The sequence below is a fragment of the Bacteroides sp. AF25-38AC genome, assembly GCF_003602995.1.
In the GTDB taxonomy this organism is placed as follows: Bacteria; Bacteroidota; Bacteroidia; order Bacteroidales; family Bacteroidaceae; genus Bacteroides; species Bacteroides uniformis.
This window is the reverse complement of the sequence record NZ_QTMD01000007.1, coordinates 76568-96347: the sequence shown is the minus strand read 5'-3', so window position 1 is coordinate 96347 and position 19780 is coordinate 76568. Positions and strand designations below refer to the sequence as shown.

Below are 19780 nucleotides of genomic sequence, written 5' to 3'. Positions count from 1 at the left end.
AATTTTATTTTATTCCGCTTTGATTACTTCTGCCGGATTTATCTTCGCAGCCTTGTGTATTTGCCAAAATAATGTTCCCAGTGAGATGAAAGCCACTATCAGTAACGATATAACATATATTCCTATACCCACGGATGCCTTCACTGCGAAATCTTGTGTATATAGGTATATGATATAGTAAGTCAGAGGAGCGGCTATAATAAATGCCACAGCTAATACAAGAATATATTTGCGGAACAATAATTGGTAGAGAGCACACATTCCGGCTCCATTAATCTTGCGAATACCTATTTCCCGATAACGCTGACGAATGTCAAAAAGTGAAATGCCAAATAGCCCTAAACAAGATATCAAGACAGCTATCAGTGCGAAACAAGAATAGATAACCGCTATCTGCCGGTCTTTTTGATATAGTTTATGCCATTCATCTTCCAATAAAGTATATTCGAAGTCTGTACAACCATAGATACGCAGCTCTGTGTCGCGCAAATAGTCAAGTACATCTTTAAGTCGTCCGGGGGTATAGGCTATCTGGCACATATCGTCACTGCGCTGTTTGCATACATTGTAGATAATGGGGCGATGTCCTGCACTCAAGTGGCGGTCATAGTAATCCTCAACAACGGCAACAATGGGATGCAGAGGAGCATTGGGACTTAACCGACGCTCGTTCTCTTCCTGTACCAAAGCTTCAGACAGGTTGTCGTAGTGCAAAGCTTTCATAGCTGCTCGGTTGGCTATCAAAACCTCTCCTCTGTTTCCTTCTCCTTCAAAACTGGGAATACTACCTTCTATTATTTTGATACCGTACAACTTAAAAAAGTTGGGGGTAGCATACCAAAACTTCATCTCTACTTTTTCCTCTCTATTGTTATAGTAGGTTACTTTAAAACCTTCGGAAAGTATATGTCGTTTTTCCATTTCAAAATGTTCTATAAAAGGACACTGTGCAAGTGCCTCCCATAGTTCATGTCTGCGTTGCCACATAGCTTCTCTGGCTTCCTGCCATTTTTCGCGTGGCATCGCTGATTCCGATTCATACCCTAACTTGGCTATCAGTACATTTTCTATGCGAAATCCTGGTTGCGTGTGTAATAAGAGCGAAAGCTGCTTGTTGAAATAAAGGGAAAGACTGATGAGCAGGAATGTGAAGATGTATTGTATAAAAAGAAAAAGAATGCGTGTGTGTACAGTACGTTTGCTTTGGGTGGCATCACGAATTGAGCTGACGGGTGATGCATAATTGTATTTTACAAACGGATAGATAGAGGTCAATATGGGTAATATTACCCAAATCCCGGCAGAAAGCCAAAAGTCGAAAGATGTATAAGTGAAAGGATATTCCAACAAACGGCTGACAGGGATTATCGTTATCTCTATCAGTAACCAAGCCAGTAATAAAGCACAACCAACTAAAAGTCCGTTTTCTGTTAATATCTGCAGGAAAAGTGTCGTTCCTTTTATACCGAACATTTTTTTAAGCCCGTACTCTTTTCCCCTCCGTTGTGTGCCTATCAAATAAAGATTGATGAAGTTTATAATGCCGGTAAGCAATAACAATAAGCATACACAAGATAAAATGTAAATATGAGAACGTTTTCCATAAGTGAGCATGGCAGGGCAACCGGCATCTTGCACATAAGCTGGTTCCCAATAAATATCTGCTATAGGCATGAACGAAAATGTATATTGTCGTGCATCTATATTTTTCCAATTCGGATTTACCCAACGTGCTTGTTTCCCAAGTTCGTTCATTTTCTTGATGCTTGTACCCGGCGTGAAACGAACAAATTCAATAGGCATACGTTCCCAAAATGAGGAAAGCGTATTTGATACCACAATGTCAAATTGTATCATTGTCTTGCAAGTCGGTTCGGCTATAATGCCACTTACGGTAATATCTTTCCCATTTGAATAATGTAACACTTTACCTATAGGATTGTCATGGCCAAAAATACGACGTGCACATACTTCCGTCAGTAGTGCAGATTCAGGAGATTTTATAGGAGTTCCTTGCACTATGCGGTAAGGAAAAAGCTGAAAATAACAACTGTCTGCTACGAGTGTCCGCACTGTGTAACGGGATGCTTCGTCGCTCACAAAATCCTGTTCCATCAGAATTAAAGAAGTGCGTTTCTCTATGTAACGGTGGTCAATGTATATACTGTCTTTATTCGTGTTTTCTATTGTTGCCATTCCTCTATTGCCATCCATGTCCTGAATGACTCCATAGACATGTTCCCGGTCTATGCAATGTGTATCTACCGTCAGTTCTCTATGTATATATCGCATCAGCATGATGCAGCAGGCAAGGCTGAAGGCGAGACCCAGCAAGTTTATAACCGTGTATGATTTTGAGCGTATCAGGAAACGCCAAGCGTATTTCAGTGTTTTCATTATATGTCAAATTTATAATTTTTATGTCTTTTATTCGTTTTTCATAATGCTTGCCGGATTGATGTTGGCAGCCTTGCTGATTTGCCCAATAATAGTCAACAAGGAGATGGCAGTTGTTATGGCTACTGCTACGGCAAACAAGTCGAATGTCAAAGGGGCTTTGTGGGCAAAATCCTGCAAATAGAGGGTAATGGCAATCCATGACAAGGGTATGGATAGCAAAGTGGCGACTCCCATGACCGAGAGATACTTTTTAATGAGTAAGGGATAAATATCCTTTGCTTGCGCACCGTTCACTTTGCGTAAACCTATCTCACGGTAACGTTGCCGAATATCGAACAAGGATATTGACAATAATCCCAATGAAGAGATGAAAATGGCTATTCCGGCAAAGAGCGTATAAATGTTCACCACTTGACGGTCTTCACGATACATCTTTTGGAGTTCATCTTCTATCAGCGTATATTCAAAGTCGGTTCTTCCCGTAGATTCTTCGTATAAGCGGCGCAGGAAATCAATGACTTTGGCTTTATTCTCGTGCTTATACGAGGCTGTAACAGTATAAATTCCGCCTATGCTTGCATCGTGATAATAGATGACAACCGGTTGGATGGATTGTGAAAGGTGCCGAACATTGAAATCCTTTATGACCCCTACTATCTCGCAAGGTGGATTGTAGAAATCCGGTAAGCTGCTTGAGGCGTAGTGTGGTTCTTCAGGTTGCAGCTTGTCTTTGGTGATGTCTTTTATTCCATAGACTCTTTTAGCGGTTTCGTTGATAATTACCTTGAAACTGTTTTTGGTGAACGCTTCATCTATGGAGTCGTTCCATAGGCGCCCCTCTACAAGTTGAAAATCGTATATTGCCATGGAGTGGGTCGTTAAATGTGCAGATAATGCCGGATGGAAACCGTTTTCGGCTCTGTTGAGCGCAAAACTGTCAAAACGGAAGTCGGTGAACAGCAAGTCGTTTCCTCTGCTCCAATGCTCAAACAGAGTGCTTTCACTCATTCGTTTATTGACCAAAGCATTACTTATATATTGTCTTTTTCCTTCATCCAATCCCTCCTCTTTAGTTGTTTTATATAAGCCCAATTTATCGACATACATCCGGCAAGTTATCACATCGTGCGAGCGGAAACCGAGGTCGGCGCAGAGCATATACTCCAACTGCCGTACAAAGAATAGAGAAACGGTTATTATAAAGATGGTTACGACATATTGAAAACACAGTAATATCATGCGTGACCGTGTGGAAAAGCGTGAAGATGCCAGCTCGCGTATGGAGTTGACGGGTCTGCTACATGTGTATTTCAAGAACGGATAAACAGTAGTCAGCAATGGCAATCCTAAAAGTACGATGGCAGAGACCTTCCGGTCAAAGCCGGAGTCTGTTGTGGTAGGTATATAAAGTTCATGGAAAAAGAAAAACCTGGTTATTTCTATTAAAGCCCAGCAAAGGAGTAATGCCAGTCCCGTCAATAAGATGTTCTCGGCATATATTTGCAGGAAAATGTCTGTCCTGCCTGCACCGAACACTTTTTTCACCCCAAACTCTCTTGACCGCTTGGACATGATGACAGTGTAGATGTTGATGAAGTTCAGCAGCCCTATGATACCTACCAGGAAGGCTACTACCATCAATACCCGGACATAGCTTTGGTTGCCATATTGATAGTTCTTGTTTTCTTTTCCGTGGTCTTTATCGTAATATAAATCTTTCAAAGGCAAATACTGATAGCGTACTGTCTCATAAGTGCTCCATTTGCTGCGGGGGTGTTCTTTTGAATACTTTTTATTCAGCAGTGCAATGTCTGTATCCGGTGCCATCAGCATGGCGTATATAGGGTCGAAAAAAAGGAATTCGTCCAGTTCATCCGACATAAATATATCCGGCATCCATGATGTCTTGGTATCGGGGTCGTCCACCACTCCTATAATAGTGAATTTATTCCCTTTTGTGTTTTTGAAAGTAGCGCCTATGGCATTCTTCCCTCCCAGCTTCTTCTTCCAAAAAGAACGGGTGATGACAACATCCCTCGGGCGGACTATTCTTCCGCTTCCGGCAATCACCCTATATGGAAAGATTTTGAAGAAGGTGCTGTCTACGGAAAAAGCGTTCGCTGCAATTTCCTGTTCACCGAACAGAACGGGCATATCCGATATTTGATAAATCACCGTAAATTGTTCTACGGCAGGATCCTTTTCCAATCCCGACCGGTAGCCTCCCAAGAAGTTTTCACCACTGCTGGTAGAGGTTTTTATCAGGCAAATGCGTTTATATTCGGGAAAGCATTGGTTCACTGTATTTTCTTGGTGGATATATCGGGCTACGGTGAGTACGCAAGCCAAACTGCACGCCAGTCCCAATACATTGATAAGGGTGTATGCTTTGAATTTCAGCAATGCATTGATGGCTAAGATTATTTGTCTCATAGTGCGTAGTTTTATTTCATTATCAATTCTTCCGCCTCGCCAAAGGTATCATATCCCGTTGTAATTACCCAATCTCCGGGCTGCAAACCTTCCGTAATCTCGTATTGTTGCGGATTTTGGCGACCGATGCCAAGCGGCACGCGCACGGCTTTTGTCTTTGCGGCGTTCAGTTTGTAAATCCATTGTCCTCCGGTACTCTGGTAGAAGTTGCCGCGCGGAATGACGAGCGCCTCCTCCGGCTGGCCGAGTTCTATCTGTACCCGGAAGCTTTTGCCTACACGTACGTTGTCGGGCATGTCACCGGTGAAGACGAGGTCTACGTCGAACGTGCGGTCTTTGACTTCGGGAACCACTTTCGTGATGCGCAACGGGTATTTTCTTCCCTGATAATTGATGGTGGCAGGCAATCCGGTGATAATGCGGTCGATGTAGTATTCGCTCAGGGAAGTATGCACTTTATATTGGTCCAGCACCTTGATTTCCGCAATGCTTTCACCGGAAGCGACCTGCTGTCCCGGAGTCACCTTGACAAAACTGAGCTGGCCGGCGACGGGAGCTTTCACCACCAGGTTGCCGAGCCGTTCGCAGGCGCGTTCATACTTCTTCCGTTCCCGTTCGCGGTCGTTCCTGATGAGGTCTTTGCGGATGACGGTGACGGCAGAGTCATGACGGAGGCTTTCCCTTTGAAGATGGGCATTTTTCACTTTATAGTTGTATTCGTCCTCGGAAACTTCGAGCTGCGCCTTGCTCTTGATGCCCATGCGGTACTCCTCCTTGTCAAGGGCAAAACTCTTGCGCAGGCGGTTGAGGTCATAATCGGTCTGCAGGGCTTGTTGTTGCAGGTTCAGGCTTTTCTGCTCCATTTCAATTTCTTTTTCGCGGTAGGTGATAAGCTGCTTTTCCCAGTCGTCGCGCTGGTCTTCGATACTGCGCAGCAGGTCGGGGTTTTCCATGACGAGGATGGTATCTCCTTGCCGGAGCAGGCTCCCCTCCTCTCCTATGATGCGTTCCACGCTTCCGGCTTCACGTGCATTGACCTTGATGGTAAGGATGGGCTGAATCACTCCCTCCACATCTACATATTCCATAAATTTGCCGTTCTTGACTTCGGCTATCTGTATGTTGTCCTGCTCGATACGCAGTTTGCTGGGACCCAGCGAAAGGGTGACTACATAAATCAGGAAGGCAAGGAAGGCAACGCCTCCCGCCAGATAGTAGCGGTAACGGATGTACCAGGGTTTCTTTTCAAGTTTTATATCCATAATGCAATATTTTATATACTCTTTTTTTACTTTTCAGATACCCCCTTCAGAAGTACTTCTGAATAAGGGTTCCGAGTTTTACTAAAACTTTACCGGAGATTTAGTAAATCGTCACCGGAGTTTTAGTAAATCTCCGGCCAGTTTTTACTAAAACTATTCCACGATTCTATTACTGTATAGATTCTTCATTAGTAACCCTTTCCAAGTCTTCTGCCAGTGGCCTCTCTTTTTCAAAGTCATATAGCGTGATGCTTCTCAGTGCATAGTACAAACTCCAATAGTTGTACAAAGCCGTTATATAGCTTCTCCGGGCCGTATCTTTTTCCGTGATGGATGCATTGAGGTCGAGTACCGAGGACTTGCCGAGCAGATAGAGTTTTCGGGCTACTTCGGCGCGTCGTTGGGCTGTATGGTCCGTGCGGGCGGCTATGTTTACCCGTTGCGCCTGCAGGTTGAATTGCTTTACGAGTTTCCGTACGTTCAAGTCGAAATCCGTCTTGTCTTGCTCTACCTGCGTGTAGACAAGGTCTCGGTTAGAACGGGCCACGCGTACTTGTCCCCTTCCGCGCCCCCAGTCCAGGATTGGGAGGGTAATGCCCAAGCTGACGTACTGCTGGTCCAGTGGATTCCGGTAGGCATCTTTCAGCTTGTCGGCAGTTTGTGTCAAGCCGAAGCGCAGGTAGATGTCTGCCTTCAGTCCGGCATTGGCCTTGGCGCGCGACACGGCACTCTCGCTTTCCACCTTGCGGCGTAGCATGTTCTGTATCTCCGGACTGTTTTCGTTGGCAAGCATCAGCGCGGCATCCAGGTCGATGTGCAGGTCGGGCACGCGGTTGTCTATTCTCACCTTTATAAGGAGGTCTTCTTGGATGCCGAGGTAGGAACGGAGTTCCTGCATGCAGTTTTCCACTTCGATGCGGGCATTCATGCAGTTGGTTTCTTCGGTCAGTTTGTTGAGTTCGAGCTGCAACATTTCGTTTTCGCTGATGGTGCCGATGTTATATCGTCCTTGCGCATATATATATAAGGTGTCGGCATTGGCGTAGTTGGCGTTGGCTATTTCGTAGTTGCTTTGTGCTTTGGCCAGGTTGAAGAACTTCTCTGTGGCATTGGCGGCAACAAGCTCAAGGGTTTCTACGTAGGTTTTCTTGGCTTCGCGATAACGGATAGGTTCGATGCGCCGGTCCCACTTCAGGCTGTTGTAGCCAAACAAGGACTGGCTGTATCCGATGTTGACGGGTGAAGTCTGCCAGGAATAGGTGTCACTGCTGAAAAGGTCGAGGCGCTGCGCAGCCGTTTCAATGAAAAAGGTTCCTCCGGTCCACGGCACGTTTTGTGTCAGGCTCAGTGTTAGGTCAGTGCTCAGCAGGTTCTGCTCTATGAACTTGACGTTGCCATCGCTTTGGGTCACTTTGTTGATAGCACGGTCCAGATAGGGATTGGAAGTAAGCTTGAGCGTCGGCAGGTAGTTGGCACAGTAGTATTTGTAGTTCCAATAAGCGGAACGGAAGCTATGGCGGGCATTTTGGGCGTCGGGCGACTGCTGGCGGGCCTGCTCGATGGTTTCTTCCAAAGTCAGCTCCAACGTGTGCTCTTGGGCAACGGCACTCGACGTCAGACTGAATGTAATAAGCAATAAAAATATATTCCGGTGCATAGTTGTTTTCTTTACTCTATAAAGTTCAAATTCTATGCCATAAGTATAAGTTGTTGTATTATAAGTGTTTGTTGTGGTTCGAAGCTTTCCAAACGTGTGCAGTTGCGCACAAAAATAGTGCGATAATGCACGCACAACACATGGATATTATACTTATCTTTGCCCGTACAAGAGATGTGGGATTGTGTAGGCCTTGCCTGCACGAAAAGAAAACAGATATGGAGCAGTTTGGTAAAATATTGATTGTAGATGATAACGAGGATGTGCTTTTTGCACTGAACCTTCTTCTCGAACCCTACGCCGAGAAGATAAAGGTGGCGGTGACCCCCGACCGCATCGAGCATTTTATGACCACTTTCCGTCCGGACATTATTCTGCTGGATATGAATTTCAGCCGTGATGCCATCAGTGGTCAGGAAGGTTTCGACAGCTTGAAGCAGATTCTGAGTATCGACCCGCAAGCAGTGGTCATCTTCATGACTGCCTACGCGGATACGGACAAGGCAGTGCGTGCCATCAAAGCGGGGGCTACGGATTTCATTCCCAAGCCGTGGGAGAAGGAAAAATTGTTGGCGACCCTTTCTTCGGGCATGAAGTTGCGCCGTTCGCGCACCGAGATAAATCTGCTGAAAGAGCAGGTGGAAGTACTGAGCAATGCCACAACGGGAGGCTCCGAAGAGATTATTATCGGTGATTCTCCCGTCATGCAGCAAGTTTTCTCTACTGTGGAGAAGTTGCGCGATGCGGATGCCAACATTCTTATATTAGGTGAGAATGGAACTGGAAAGGATGTGATTGCCCGTATGCTTTACCGCAATTCTCCCCGCTATGGAAAGCCGTTTGTCACGATAGACCTCGGCAGTATCCCCGAACAGTTGTTCGAAAGCGAGTTGTTCGGCTACGAGAAAGGCGCCTTCACCGATGCACGGAAAGCGAAAGCTGGACGTATGGAAGTGGCAACCGGCGGTACGCTTTTTCTGGACGAGATAGGTAACCTTTCCCTGCCCATGCAGGCCAAATTGCTGACTGCCATCGAAAAGCGTTGTATCAGTCGTTTGGGAAGTACGCAGGCTACGCCCATTGATGTGCGGCTCATCTGCGCCACCAATGCAGACATCCGTCGGCTGGTGGACGAAGGAGACTTCCGCCAAGACCTGCTGTATCGCATCAACACCATCGAGTTGCATATTCCACCTCTGCGGGAACGCGGAAACGACATCCTCCTGCTGGCAGAGTATTTCCTGCAACGGTATGCCCGCAAATATCAGAAAGAGATGCGCGGGCTGACCCGGGAGGCGAAAAACAAGTTGTTGAAATATGCCTGGCCGGGTAATGTACGTGAGTTGCAGCATACAGTGGAACGTGCTGTCATATTGGGAGACGGTTCTCTGCTTCGTCCGGAGAACTTTATGTTCCAAGCTTCTGTTTCCCGTCAGAAGAAGGAAGAAGAAGTCCTCAACTTGGAGCAATTGGAACGGCAGGCTGTGGAACGTGCCATGCGGCTCAGTGAAGGAAATGTGACCCGTGCCGCCGAATACTTGGGCATTACTCGCTTCGCCTTGTACCGGAAACTTGAAAAACTGGGCTTATGAAACGATATTCATTGATTGTGGCACTGCACATCATCGGCATAGCCTTCCTTTCGGTCGGCGTTTATCTGCTGGTGGATGCCGGACTGTGGTTCAGTGCACTGATGGCTTTTTTGATATTGCTGGCGATTGCCGTTCATCTGTACCGCCTGCAGATGATGCAGGTGCGCATGATGCGCCATCTGGCAGAGAGCCTGCGCTATGACGACATGATGCTGTCGTTCCGTTCTCCCTACAAGAACCGGTCTATGGAGGATATGGTGGACGAGCTTTCCGAAGCGATGAGGAATTTCCGTACCCGCGTGCTGGAACGCAATGAGATGGAAGCGTGGCAAAAGCTGATACGTGTGCTGACGCACGAAATAATGAATTCAATCACTCCCATCATCTCCCTCTCCGAAACCTTGAGCGAGCGGGAAATGTCGGAAAAGAACTATCCCGTCATGCGGCAGGGAATGCAGACTATCCACCGCCGTAGTAAGGGGTTGTTGGAGTTTGTGGAGAATTACCGGAAGCTGACAAGACTTCCCGCCCCCGTCCGTCGTCCGGTTGCCGTCCGCGAGCTGTTGCAGGATTTGCAGAAGCTGTTTTCGGAAGAGTATATCCGGATAGAGCTTCCGGAGACCGACCGCATACTCCAGATAGACCGGACACAGATAGAACAAGTACTGATTAATCTGATTAAAAATGCCAAAGAGGCATGTAGCAGGAAAGAGCATCCCCGGATAGAAGTGAAGATGCTACCCGCCCTCTCGTGGCAATGCCTAATCACTGTCAATGACAATGGTGAAGGCATTCTGCCGGAAGTGCAAGATAAGATTTTTGTACCGTTCTTCACCACCAAGCCTTCCGGTTCGGGCATCGGGCTCAGTTTATGTAAACAAGTGATGAACCGGCATGGAGGGAATATCACGGTGCAGTCTACTGTGGGAAAAGGGAGTTGCTTTACGCTGCTATTTGGATAAGTGGGAAAGAGGGTATATACAAAAATAAGCTACTGAAAAATCAGTAGCTTATTAATTTCTGTCGGGGTAGCGGGATTCGAACCCACGACCCCCTGCTCCCAAAGCAGGTGCGCTAACCGGACTGCGCTACACCCCGAATACTTTACTTCTGAAAAGCGAGTGCAAAGGTAAAAACAATTCTGATACCAACCAAACATTTAGGCAAGTTTTATGCAATTAAAATTACATTTTCAGATAGAAATCCTTCGTTAAAGCTACATATTCAGGGGTAAACTCATTGTGATTCACCTCAATACAGAGTTTCTCTTCTCTACACTCTTTTGCTTCAAAACCAAAGTTCAGCAATACCCGTCTGCACGGTTTTCCGGGCTTGGTGAAGACTTGCACACGATGCAATGGAAACAACTTATGGTTCCAAGCTGTATCCACAACCGTTTTTTCAGCTTCCGCTGGAATAATGATGCTTACGACTCCTTGCTCTTCAAGCAAAGATGCCGAACGATGAAACAGTAAATCGTAATTCAAATTGCCCGCATGCCGTGCTGTGCACCTTTGTTCGTCAGGACATTTCAACGCATCTATAAAATAGGGAGGATTGGAAACGATGAGGTCAAATCTGTTTTCCGGCTGATAATCTCGGAAATCATGACATATGACCTCTACTCTATCGGCCCATGGAGAGTGAGATACATTTTCTGTGGCTTGTCCGGCTGCAGCCGCATCTATCTCGATTGCAGTAATCCGGGCATGCGGATTCCTTTGCGCTAACTGTAAGGCTATTAATCCGGTACCGGTTCCAACGTCCAGTATACGCTTTGCTTTGTCTGCCGGGGCCCATGCCCCAAGTAGTACACCATCTGTGCCGACCTTCATGGCGCATTTATCATGAAATATGGTAAATTGTTTAAACTTAAAAGATGATTTTGGCATGTTTATCTTCTTTAATTGGGCTCAAAAATAATCAAAGCCTGCATATTTGTCATAAAATTGGCACTGTTTTTGTCTTTTTAAAGGGTGAAGAACGTTTATTTATGAAGAAATAGCTTAACTTTGCAGGCGCTTTATTGGCCTGCCAATATGACATAAACTAAAAAGAAAGAAATGAAGAAAAGAAATTACCTGAGTGATGTCGAAGATAGAAGCGGAAACGCTTTCTCTGTAATTGCTGATTTTGAGGGGAATGAAGAACAATTGATGGACATTGAGGTAGAAGAGGTTTTACCGATATTGCCTCTCCGAAATATGGTATTGTTCCCTGGGGTGTTTATGCCGGTATCTGTAGGAAGAAAATCTTCCCTCAAATTGGTGCGTGAAGCAGAAAAGAAAAATTCTTATATAGCTGTTGTATGCCAAAAGGTGGCTGAAACAGAGACACCTCTGTTTGAGGATTTACATACCATCGGTACAGTTGCCAAGATAGTACGTGTGCTTGAAATGCCAGACCAGACAACTACCGTCATTCTGCAAGGCTCCAAACGTATGGAACTGAAGGAGATTACGGATACGACTCCTTATCTGAAGGGACGGATAGCTACGCTGAATGAAGAACTTCCGGAGAAGAATGACAAGGAATTCCATGCATTGGTAGAGGCGTGTAAAGACTTGACAGTACGCTACATCAAGTCATCCGATATGTTTCCGCAGGATTCGGCATTTGCCATCAAGAACATTACCAATCCAATGTTTTTGGTAGACTTTATCTGTACGAACCTGCCACTCAAGAAAGACGAAAAGATAGAACTGCTCCGTATCGACTCTTTGCGGGCGCGTACCTACCGCCTGCTTGAGATTCTGAATCGTGAAGTGCAGCTTGCCGAAATCAAAGAGTCTATCCAGATGCGTGCACGTGAGGATATAGACCAGCAGCAGCGTGAGTATTTCCTGCAGCAGCAGATTAAAACCATTCAGGATGAGCTGGGTGGCGGCGGTCAAGAGCAGGAAATAGAGGAGATGCGTAAGAAGGCGGAGACCATCAAATGGAATGATGAGGTGAAGGTTACGTTCCTGAAAGAGGTGGATAAGTTGGAACGTACCCATCCCCAGTCTCCCGACTATAGCGTGCAGCTGAACTATCTGCAGACGATGCTTAGTTTGCCGTGGGGCATTTATACGACGGATAATCTGAGCCTTGTCAATGCAGAAAAGACACTGAACAAAGACCATTATGGTTTGGAGAAGGTGAAGGAACGCATTCTGGAACATCTTGCTGTATTAAAGCTGAAGGGCGATATGAAGTCCCCCATCATCTGTCTGTATGGCCCTCCAGGTGTGGGAAAAACCTCTTTGGGGCGTTCCATTGCTGCCGCTTTGAAGCGTAAGTATATCCGTATGTCGCTGGGAGGCGTGCATGATGAAGCTGAGATTCGCGGTCATCGTAAAACCTATATCGGTGCCATGCCGGGACGGATTATCAAGAATCTGATAAAGGCAGGCTCCTCCAATCCGGTATTTATTCTGGATGAAATAGACAAGGTGAGTGCCGACCGCCAGGGAGACCCCTCCTCTGCCCTCCTCGAAGTGCTCGACCCGGAACAGAATACTACATTCCATGATAACTTTCTGGATGTGGACTATGATTTGTCCAAAGTGATGTTCATCGCTACTGCCAATAATCTGAATACCATCCCCGGACCGTTGCTGGACCGTATGGAGCTGATTGAGGTAAGCGGCTATATCACGGAAGAAAAGATTGAGATTGCCCGCCGCCATCTGGTTCCGAAGGAATTGGAGGCAAACGGTATGAAAAAGAATGATATCAAGATTCCGAAGAACACACTGGAAGCCATTATAGAGAATTATACCCGTGAGAGCGGCGTGCGCGAACTGGAAAAGAAAATCGGAAAGATACTCCGTAAATCTGCACGCCAATATGCTACGGACGGTTATTTTGCGAAGACCGAAATAAAACCGGGAGACTTGTATGAATTCCTGGGTGCACCCGAATATACCCGGGACAAGTATCAGGGTAATGAGTATGCAGGGGTGGTGACCGGTCTGGCGTGGACTGCCGTAGGTGGTGAAATACTTTTCGTGGAAACCAGCCTGAGCCGTGGCAAGGGTGGACGTTTGACATTGACCGGCAATTTGGGTGATGTAATGAAAGAGTCGGCCATGCTGGCATTGGAATACATCAAGGCGCATGCCTCCCTGCTGAATCTTGACGAAGAGATTTTTGATAACTGGAACATCCATGTCCATGTGCCCGAAGGCGCCATTCCGAAAGACGGTCCGTCTGCCGGTATCACGATGGCTACCTCCCTCGCTTCTGCCCTCACCCAGAAAAAGGTGAAGGCCAATCTTGCCATGACGGGAGAGATAACACTTCGCGGTAAGGTACTTCCGGTAGGAGGCATCAAGGAGAAGATACTGGCTGCCAAGCGTGCCGGTATCAAGGAGATTATCTTGAGCGACGAGAACCGCAAGAATATAGAAGAGATACAGGATATATATCTGAAAGGACTGACTTTCCACTATGTGAAAGATATTAAGGAAGTGTTTGCCATTGCGCTGACTGATGAAAAAGTAGCCGATGCCATCGACTTGTCCGTAAAGAAAGAAAAGACCGAAAAGAAAGAGGAATGACATTCGAGTTACAATATACAGACAGCAAGACCAATGCACGTGCCGGACTGATTACTACTGACCACGGGCAGATTGAGACACCTATCTTTATGCCGGTAGGTACAGTGGGAACAGTGAAAGGCGTGCATCTGCCTGAGCTGAAAGAGGATATAAAGGCGCAGATTATATTGGGTAATACCTATCATCTTTATCTGCGTCCGGGACTGGAAGTGATAGAGAAAGCCGGTGGACTGCATAAGTTCAACGGCTTTGACCGTCCTATGCTGACAGACAGCGGCGGTTTCCAGGTATTCTCGTTGTCCGGTATCCGCAAGTTGCGCGAAGAAGGTGCGGAATTCCGTTCACACATCGACGGTAGCAAGCATATCTTTACACCGGAGAAGGTGATGGATATAGAACGGACTATCGGTGCAGACATCATGATGGCCTTTGATGAATGTCCTCCGGGGGATTCGGACTACGAATATGCCAAAAAATCACTGGGATTGACACATCGCTGGCTGGACCGCTGTATCAAGCGTTTCAATGAAACGGGACCTAAGTACGGCTACCAGCAATCCTTATTCCCTATTGTGCAGGGTTGTGTCTATCGCGACCTCCGTGAGCAGTCGGCAGAGTTTGTTGCCTCCAAAGGTGCTGACGGTAATGCCATTGGCGGTCTGGCTGTGGGCGAGCCCGTAGACAAGATGTACGAGATGATTGAGCTGGTGAACGGTATTCTTCCCAAAGACAAGCCTCGCTATCTGATGGGAGTCGGGACTCCGGTAAACATCCTGGAAGGCATTGAACGCGGTGTCGATATGTTCGACTGTGTGATGCCTACCCGAAACGGACGCAACGGGATGTTGTTTACCAAAGACGGCATCATGAACATGCGCAACAAGAAATGGGAGATGGATTTCTCTCCCATTGAAGCGGATGGCGCCTCCTACGTGGATACCATGTACAGCAAGGCGTATTTGCGCCATCTGTTCCATGCACAAGAGCTGCTTGCCATGCAGATAGCATCTATCCACAACTTGGCTTTCTATCTGTGGCTGGCAGGCGAGGCACGTAAGCATATCATTGCAGGCGACTTTGCTACCTGGAAACCGATGATGGTGAAACGCGTATCGACAAGATTATGAGAAAAATGAACTGGAGGATATGGAAGAATATAAAGCTGCCGAGAGGTAAATTCCTGAAGCGGCTGGACTGGTACATTATTAAGAAGTTCCTGGGTACATATGTCTTTGCCATCGCATTGATTATCTCCATTGCGGTGGTGTTCGACTTCAACGAGAAGATGGACCGCTTCATGTCTCATGAAGCGCCGTGGAATGCTATTGTCTTTGATTATTATCTGAACTTCATCCCCTACTTTGCCAATCTGTTCAGTCCGCTGTTTGTATTTATCGCCGTAATCTTCTTTACTTCCAAACTGGCGGAGAACTCGGAGATTATTGCCATGTTCTCTACGGGAATGAGTTTCAAGCGTATGTTGCGTCCTTATATGGTATCTGCGGCAATCATTGCGGTAGTGACGTTCTGCCTCGGGTCTTATGTCATTCCCAAAGGCAGTGTGACACGTATCAATTTTGAGGACAAGTACTACAAACCCCGTAAGGCGAATACGGCACGGAACATCCAGCTGGAAGTGGATTCGGGGGTAATTGCCTATATCGAACGTTTTGAAGACTACAGCAAGACCGGTTATCGCTTTTCTTTGGACAAGTTCAATGACAAGCAACTGGTCTCCCACCTTACAGCCCGTTCCATTACCTACGACACGACGGCCGTGCATAAGTGGAAAATCAAGGATTATATGATTCGCCAGATGGATGGCATGAAGGAGAGTATCACGAAGGGTGACCGCATAGACACTACCCTTTTTATGGAGCCTGCCGACTTCCTGATTATGAAGAACCAGCAGGAGATGTTGACCAGCCCTCAGCTAAGCGAGTACATCAACAGGCAGCGGCAACGCGGCTTTGCCAACATTAAGGAATTTGAGATAGAGTACCACAAACGCATTGCCATGTCGTTTGCCTCCTTTATCCTGACGCTGATTGGAGTGTCTTTGTCTTCCAAGAAAACGAAAGGTGGAATGGGATTGCATTTAGGTATCGGCTTGGCATTGAGTTTCTCTTATATTCTGTTTCAGACCATTGCTTCCACATTTGCCGTGAACGGCAACATGCCTCCGATCATCGCTGTGTGGATACCGAATATAATGTATGCCTTCATTGCATTCTATCTATATAGGAAAGCGCCGAAATAAGCATTCTAAACCTCTACTTCAGCTTGCTCAAGTTGAGGTTTGGCGTACTAAAGCAGAGGTTTAGGATGTTTGTCTCTGGAAGCCCATTAAAATAAGAAGCCCCTCCCACTTTTGCGTTGTACAAGTGCGGGAGGGGCTTTTTGTTGTATTCATTTTCCTCTTTTGTTCTGTTCCCTTTTTTGCCGGAAAGAGACGTCGGTTTCTAGGGAACACCCTCACTTTCGTCTTACAGGTTTTTTAAGTTGCTGTTGTATGCACCGGGCATCAGCAAGCTTAATTCAAGTAAGCGGAAAGTTCTGCAGCAGAGATGTTTTTGGCAATAATTACACCATTATCATCCAGTAAATAGTTAGTGAATCCGCGGCCTAAGCGATATTTCTTAAAGAGGCCGGAATATTCGCCTTTAGTTTCCACGAAACAAGTGGGCGTAACTATTTGGTCCTTACGGATGGTTTCTTCAAAGATTGACTGATACTCATCGAATGAAACTGAAACCATCTTCACATTGTTGCGGGCAGTAGAGCGAAGCGCATTGCTCAAACTTGCGTTTTGCATCCGGGACTGCGCGTCGTAACTTGCCCAAAAACTGAGCAATACATACTTTCCTTTCAAGTCTGAAAGTTCGGTTTGGGATTGCTCTGCCGACATGGTTTGGATTTTGAAATCCGGGGCCATGTCACCCACATTCAAACCTCCGGTAGGTTTGTCTTTTTCTACAAAAGAAGTCAAGGAACTTATTAGTAATACAACAAAAATCCATTTTGCATATTTCATGCGGCACGGTTTTGGTTAATACTATCCGGGACTGTCCTTCAACAGTGATTTCTTCCCGGAACATCGTCTTGTCAAAGCCTTGAATAGTGATAAAGATACTGATAATCAAAGCTTTTAATTCTGAAATCGGGTGCAAAGGTAAGTAATTCCTAAACAAACTTCCAAATAAACAAGCATTTTTCTTACTTTTTAAAGTCATATTTTTATGTTATTTAGCATAAATAGCGGGAATTTTCCTTACTTTTGTAGCCTATTATTCTATCAAAAAGATGACTTATGCAATCATTGAACACTGAACTCATCCTGATACGTATTACGGGTGAAGACCGTCCGGGACTGACAGCTTCCGTAACGGAAATTCTGGCTAAATACGATGCTACCATTCTGGATATTGGCCAGGCAGATATTCACAATACTCTTTCGTTGGGCATTTTGTGCAAGACGGAAGAACAACACTCGGGGTTCATTATGAAGGAACTGCTTTTCAAGGCTTCCTCCCTGGGAGTGACTGTCCGTTTCTACCCCATTACTACCAAAGAGTACGAGGATTGGGTGAATATGCAGGGAAAGAACCGCTATATTCTTACTTTATTGGGGCGTAAGTTGTCTGCCCGTCAAATATCTGCCGTTACCCGTATTCTTGCAGAGCAAGGCATGAATATCGATGCCATCAAGCGCCTTACAGGGCGTATCCCGCTGGACGAATGCGAATCGCGTACACGCGCCTGCATCGAATTTTCCGTTCGTGGCACTCCGAAAGACCGTATTGCCATGCAAGAGCAGTTGATGAAACTGGCAACCGAACTGGAAATGGATTTCTCTTTCCAGTTGGACAATATGTACCGCCGGATGCGCCGCCTCATTTGCTTCGATATGGACTCTACGCTGATTGAAACAGAAGTAATTGACGAATTGGCCATACGTGCAGGTGTGGGCGACCAGGTAAAGGCCATTACCGAACGTGCCATGCGTGGTGAGATAGATTTCATTGAGAGCTTTCGCGAACGAGTGGCTTTGCTGAAAGGATTGGATGAGTCCGTGATGCAGGAGATTGCAGAAAATCTTCCCATTACGGAAGGTGTGGATCGCCTGATGTATGTTTTGAAGAAATACGGTTACAAGATAGCTATTCTTTCGGGAGGGTTTACCTACTTCGGGCAGTACCTCCAGAAGAAGTACGGTATAGACTATGTGTATGCCAACGAGTTGGAAATAGAGGATGGCAAACTGACCGGCCGCTATCTCGGTGATGTAGTCGACGGTAAGCGTAAGGCAGAGTTGCTGCGTTTGATAGCTCAGGTGGAGAAAGTGGATATTGCGCAGACTATTGCTGTGGGCGACGGTGCCAACGACCTGCCCATGCTGGGAATTGCCGGCCTTGGAATCGCTTTCCATGCAAAGCCCAAAGTAGTTGCCAATGCCAAGCAATCCATCAACACCATTGGTTTGGACGGGGTACTTTACTTCTTAGGTTTCAAGGATTCATACATTGATATCCATTAATTCATTAGTACATTCAAAAAAAAGTCCTATCTTTGTGCTCAAATTTAAAAGAGATACATGAAGTTTTCAGAACTACATTTGAATGGCAATGTGCTGGAGGCACTGGATGCCATGCGCTTTGAAGAGTGCACCCCCATACAAGAACAATCAATTCCCGTTATACTTGAAGGCCGAGATTTAATAGCGGTGGCACAAACCGGAACGGGAAAAACAGCTGCATATTTGTTGCCTATATTGAACAAGCTTTCAGAAGGTGGACACCCTGCCGATGCTATCAATTGCATTGTCATGGCTCCTACCCGTGAGTTGGCACAACAGATAGACCAGCAGATGGAGGGCTTCTCCTACTTCATGCCGGTTTCCAGTGTGGCAGTGTATGGCGGTAATGACGGAGTTCTGTTCGAACAGCAGAAAAGAGGTTTGACATTGGGTGCAGATGTTGTCATTGCCACTCCGGGACGTCTGATAGCCCACCTCAGTCTTGGCTATGTAGACCTTTCGCGTGTCTCTTATTTTATTTTGGATGAAGCAGACCGGATGCTGGATATGGGATTCTATGATGACATTATGCAGATTGTCAAGTTTCTCCCTAAAGAGCGGCAGACCATTATGTTCTCTGCTACCATGCCTGCCAAGATACAACAGTTGGCTGGCAACATTCTGAACAATCCCGCCGAAGTGAAGTTGGCGGTTTCCAAACCAGCGGAAAAGATTGTGCAGGCAGCCTATGTCTGCTACGAGAATCAGAAGCTGGGCATCATCCGTAGCCTCTTTGCAGAGGAGACGCCGGAACGCGTCATCATCTTTGCTTCTTCCAAACTGAAAGTGAAGGAAGTGACCAAAGCCTTGAAGCAGATGAAACTGAACGTTGGTGAAATGCACTCCGATTTAGAGCAGGCACAGCGCGAAGAAGTGATGTACGAATTCAAGGCAGGACGTATCAATATCCTGGTAGCTACAGATATCGTTGCGAGAGGTATTGATATCGATGACATCCGTCTGGTGATAAACTATGACGTTCCCCACGACAGTGAAGATTATGTGCACCGCATCGGACGTACGGCGCGTGCCAATAATGACGGCGTAGCCATCACTTTCGTTTCCGAAAAGGAGCAGGGGAACTTTAAGAATATCGAAAAATTCCTGGATAGGGACATCTATAAAATACCGGTTCCCGAGGAGCTGGGCGAAGCCCCCGAATACAAGCCGAGAGCATTTGACGGAGGAAGACGGGGCGGCCGTGGAAACGGACGTAAGCCAGGAGAAAACAAGAACGGCCGTAACAACAGTAAAGGTGGAAAGCCCAGAGCCAAACGTCCACAGAATGGCGGCGAGAAGAAATAAACATTGTGGTG

13 protein-coding genes and 1 tRNA gene are annotated in these 19780 nt (G+C 46.3%); 7 read left to right on the top strand and 7 right to left on the bottom strand.

Annotated elements, in window-relative coordinates:
• Positions 1 to 9 precede the first annotated feature (9 nt).
• The 4 genes from DWY55_RS06785 to DWY55_RS06770 all read right to left on the bottom strand — a co-directional run bounded on the left by DWY55_RS06785 (position 10) and on the right by DWY55_RS06770 (position 7752).
• Positions 10 to 2397: an ABC transporter permease gene (locus tag DWY55_RS06785; RefSeq protein WP_117713675.1), complete on the bottom strand. Its 2388-nt coding sequence runs from the start codon at positions 2395 to 2397 to the stop codon at positions 10 to 12.
• A 30-nt stretch (positions 2398 to 2427) separates the two neighbouring features.
• The gene (locus DWY55_RS06780; protein ID WP_120178044.1) at positions 2428 to 4833 is read right to left on the bottom strand and encodes an ABC transporter permease; all 2406 of its coding nucleotides are present in this window, start codon (positions 4831 to 4833) and stop codon (positions 2428 to 2430) included.
• A gap of 11 nt (positions 4834 to 4844) precedes the next feature.
• Positions 4845 to 6095: an efflux RND transporter periplasmic adaptor subunit gene (locus DWY55_RS06775; protein WP_005837154.1), complete on the bottom strand. Its 1251-nt coding sequence runs from the start codon at positions 6093 to 6095 to the stop codon at positions 4845 to 4847.
• 169 nt (positions 6096 to 6264) lie between these two features.
• Entirely contained in the window at positions 6265 to 7752 is a 1488-nt protein-coding gene (locus DWY55_RS06770) for a TolC family protein (protein WP_008664553.1), read from the bottom strand.
• Positions 7753 to 7970: 218 nt separating this feature from the next.
• Between DWY55_RS06770 and DWY55_RS06765 the strand changes: the two genes are divergently transcribed.
• The gene (locus DWY55_RS06765; protein WP_034532868.1) at positions 7971 to 9344 is read left to right on the top strand and encodes a sigma-54-dependent transcriptional regulator; all 1374 of its coding nucleotides are present in this window, start codon (positions 7971 to 7973) and stop codon (positions 9342 to 9344) included.
• Complete coding sequence (locus DWY55_RS06760; protein ID WP_008664557.1) at positions 9341 to 10306, top strand: sensor histidine kinase; 966 nt, start codon at positions 9341 to 9343, stop codon at positions 10304 to 10306. The genes DWY55_RS06765 and DWY55_RS06760 overlap by 4 nt, the downstream gene beginning before the upstream one ends.
• Before the next feature lie 61 nt (positions 10307 to 10367).
• On the opposite strand, the gene DWY55_RS06755 is transcribed toward DWY55_RS06760, so the two are convergent.
• Together DWY55_RS06755 and DWY55_RS06750 are read right to left on the bottom strand one after the other, a co-directional pair.
• Positions 10368 to 10442 (bottom strand) — tRNA-Pro (locus DWY55_RS06755).
• Positions 10443 to 10528: 86 nt separating this feature from the next.
• Complete coding sequence (locus DWY55_RS06750) at positions 10529 to 11236, bottom strand: tRNA1(Val) (adenine(37)-N6)-methyltransferase (protein ID WP_005825467.1); 708 nt, start codon at positions 11234 to 11236, stop codon at positions 10529 to 10531.
• A gap of 171 nt (positions 11237 to 11407) precedes the next feature.
• On the opposite strand from DWY55_RS06750, the gene lon reads away from it, so the two are divergent.
• Genes lon through DWY55_RS06735 form a run of 3 tightly spaced genes read left to right on the top strand, consistent with a single transcriptional unit; the run spans position 11408 to position 16148 of the window.
• Positions 11408 to 13888: an endopeptidase La gene (gene lon / locus DWY55_RS06745; protein ID WP_057097906.1), complete on the top strand. Its 2481-nt coding sequence runs from the start codon at positions 11408 to 11410 to the stop codon at positions 13886 to 13888.
• Positions 13885 to 15015, top strand: coding sequence for a tRNA guanosine(34) transglycosylase Tgt (gene tgt, locus DWY55_RS06740; RefSeq protein WP_117878072.1), 1131 nt, complete (start codon positions 13885 to 13887; stop codon positions 15013 to 15015). Before lon ends, tgt begins: the two co-directional genes overlap by 4 nt.
• Positions 15012 to 16148, top strand: coding sequence for an LptF/LptG family permease (locus tag DWY55_RS06735; RefSeq protein ID WP_117878074.1), 1137 nt, complete (start codon positions 15012 to 15014; stop codon positions 16146 to 16148). The genes tgt and DWY55_RS06735 overlap by 4 nt, the downstream gene beginning before the upstream one ends.
• A gap of 273 nt (positions 16149 to 16421) precedes the next feature.
• Here DWY55_RS06735 and DWY55_RS06730 read toward each other — a convergent pair whose 3' ends face one another.
• Complete coding sequence (locus DWY55_RS06730; protein ID WP_005825473.1) at positions 16422 to 16922, bottom strand: thioredoxin-like domain-containing protein; 501 nt, start codon at positions 16920 to 16922, stop codon at positions 16422 to 16424.
• A 276-nt stretch (positions 16923 to 17198) separates the two neighbouring features.
• Here DWY55_RS06730 and serB point away from each other — a divergent pair, with 276 nt between their 5' ends.
• Complete coding sequence (gene serB, locus DWY55_RS06720) at positions 17199 to 18425, top strand: phosphoserine phosphatase SerB (protein WP_098032623.1); 1227 nt, start codon at positions 17199 to 17201, stop codon at positions 18423 to 18425.
• A gap of 57 nt (positions 18426 to 18482) precedes the next feature.
• A complete protein-coding gene (locus DWY55_RS06715; protein WP_005825475.1) occupies positions 18483 to 19769 on the top strand; it encodes a DEAD/DEAH box helicase in 1287 nt (428 codons plus the stop codon).
• The last annotated feature ends 11 nt before the right edge of the window (positions 19770 to 19780 follow it).

What these genes read in the sequence shown, in the direction of transcription:
- DWY55_RS06750 (WP_005825467.1), bottom strand. Translation starts at nt 11,236, where the DNA reads ATGCCAAAATCATCTTTTAAGTTTAAACAATTTACCATATTTCATGAT.
- DWY55_RS06770 (WP_008664553.1), bottom strand. Translation starts at nt 7,752, where the DNA reads ATGCACCGGAATATATTTTTATTGCTTATTACATTCAGTCTGACGTCG.
- DWY55_RS06760 (WP_008664557.1), top strand. Translation starts at nt 9,341, where the DNA reads ATGAAACGATATTCATTGATTGTGGCACTGCACATCATCGGCATAGCC.
- serB (WP_098032623.1), top strand. Translation starts at nt 17,199, where the DNA reads ATGCAATCATTGAACACTGAACTCATCCTGATACGTATTACGGGTGAA.
- DWY55_RS06780 (WP_120178044.1), bottom strand. Translation starts at nt 4,833, where the DNA reads ATGAGACAAATAATCTTAGCCATCAATGCATTGCTGAAATTCAAAGCA.
- DWY55_RS06730 (WP_005825473.1), bottom strand. Translation starts at nt 16,922, where the DNA reads ATGAAATATGCAAAATGGATTTTTGTTGTATTACTAATAAGTTCCTTG.
- DWY55_RS06765 (WP_034532868.1), top strand. Translation starts at nt 7,971, where the DNA reads ATGGAGCAGTTTGGTAAAATATTGATTGTAGATGATAACGAGGATGTG.
- DWY55_RS06735 (WP_117878074.1), top strand. Translation starts at nt 15,012, where the DNA reads ATGAGAAAAATGAACTGGAGGATATGGAAGAATATAAAGCTGCCGAGA.
- lon (WP_057097906.1), top strand. Translation starts at nt 11,408, where the DNA reads ATGAAGAAAAGAAATTACCTGAGTGATGTCGAAGATAGAAGCGGAAAC.
- DWY55_RS06785 (WP_117713675.1), bottom strand. Translation starts at nt 2,397, where the DNA reads ATGAAAACACTGAAATACGCTTGGCGTTTCCTGATACGCTCAAAATCA.
- DWY55_RS06715 (WP_005825475.1), top strand. Translation starts at nt 18,483, where the DNA reads ATGAAGTTTTCAGAACTACATTTGAATGGCAATGTGCTGGAGGCACTG.
- tgt (WP_117878072.1), top strand. Translation starts at nt 13,885, where the DNA reads ATGACATTCGAGTTACAATATACAGACAGCAAGACCAATGCACGTGCC.
- DWY55_RS06775 (WP_005837154.1), bottom strand. Translation starts at nt 6,095, where the DNA reads ATGGATATAAAACTTGAAAAGAAACCCTGGTACATCCGTTACCGCTAC.